The organism is Gemmatimonadota bacterium (assembly GCA_021295815.1).
Classification (GTDB): Bacteria; Gemmatimonadota; Gemmatimonadetes; order Longimicrobiales; family Gaopeijiaceae; genus JAGWBQ01.
Genome location: JAGWBQ010000027.1, coordinates 31,893 through 32,254, shown reverse-complemented (window position 1 = coordinate 32,254; position 362 = coordinate 31,893). Strand labels below are relative to the sequence as shown.

Sequence of the window (362 nt, the reverse complement as noted above, 5' to 3'; positions counted from 1 at the left end):
CTCGCAACCGCGCGCCTTCATTATCGCGCACGAACTGGGCCACAACATGAGCCTGAGGCATGCGCCGTGCGGGGGGCCCTCGGGAACGGATTGGGCGTTCCCGTATCCCGATGGATCTAGCGGGGTCTGGGGCTACGATTTCGAAAGAGGCGGACTGGTGTACCCGAGCAGGCCGGACGTGATGTCGTACTGCGACCCGACCTGGATCAGCGACTACCATTTCACTAAGGCGCTCCGCTACCGTCTCGCCGACGAGGGGAGCGCCGGCGACGCCCCGGTCGCTGAACCGGCGGCCTCCCTCATGCTCTGGGGCGGCGTCGACGCGGACGGAGCGCCGTTTCTGGAACCCGCGTTCGCGGTCG

General features: G+C 67.4%; 1 pseudogene. It reads left to right on the top strand.

Annotated features, from left to right (window positions below):
• Positions 1–362: pseudogene (locus J4G12_10010) on the top strand (hypothetical protein).